At 79.7% G+C, this 912-nt stretch carries 1 pseudogene; it reads left to right on the top strand.

Going from position 1 to position 912, the window contains the following annotated elements:
- A pseudogene (locus tag CCL05_RS41005) lies at positions 1-912 on the top strand (hypothetical protein); the annotation flags it as partial.

Below are 912 nucleotides of genomic sequence, written 5' to 3'. Positions count from 1 at the left end.
CAGGCGGGGCGGGCTCGGGGCGTGGGCGCGGCGGCTGGCCGGGGGGCGTGGTGAGCAGGGGACTCCCGCGCGCGGGACGTACGAGGACGAGCCGGCCGACGTGACGGCGGAGCGCTCGCCGGCCGTCGGGCCGGCCGTGCCGGAGACCTGGCCGGATCCGGCCACGCTGCTGCTGACGGCGCTGGGCCCGGGCCCCCGGCTGTGGGAGCGCGGGCCGGGCCACCCGGAGGCGCTCGCGGTGCGCCTCGGCACCGCCGACCGGGCCGCGCCGGACGGCTCCGGCCTGCTGCCCGCGGTGCCCGTGACCGCCGGGCTGCGCGAGGTCGGCGCACTCGGTCTGGCCGGGCCCCGGGCGCGGCTCGCCGGGCTGGCCCGTGCCGTGCTGGCGCAGCTCACCGCGCTGCACTCCCCCGACACACTGGAGATAGTCCTGATCGCAGCGGACCGCTCCCGCCCCCTGGCGGAGCGCACCGCCGAGTGGTCCTGGCTGGGCTGGCTGCCGCATGTCCGTCCCGGGCACGGGCAGGACTGCCGCCTCCTGCTCGCCTACGACAGGGAACAGGCCGCCGCCCGCACGGACGAGCTCATGCGCCGCCTGGAGGACCAGCTGGCGGACGCGGGAGCCGGCGCCACGGGGGTCGGCGGGCTGCTGGGCAACGTGAGGTTCTCCCGGGCCCAGGAGACCGACGGTCAGGGCGGTGACAGCGGGGCGAGCGGCATCGCCGGTCCCGTGCCCCGCCGCCCCTCCTGGGCCCGGGACGACACCCCGGCTCCCGCCCCCGGCTACCCCGGCCCCTACACCGTCGTCGTCGTGGACGGCGACCCCGGCGGCGCCGACCTGCGCGCGGCCGTGGCGCGGCTGGCACTGGAGGGACCCCGGGCCGGGATCCATGTCGTCTGCCTGGCCGAGAC

The sequence above is a fragment of the Streptomyces africanus genome, from assembly GCF_002150735.1.
Lineage (GTDB): Bacteria > Actinomycetota > Actinomycetes > Streptomycetales > Streptomycetaceae > Streptomyces > Streptomyces africanus.
The sequence above is the reverse complement of the archived record's forward strand: the minus strand, read 5'-3'. Positions and strand labels throughout refer to the sequence as shown.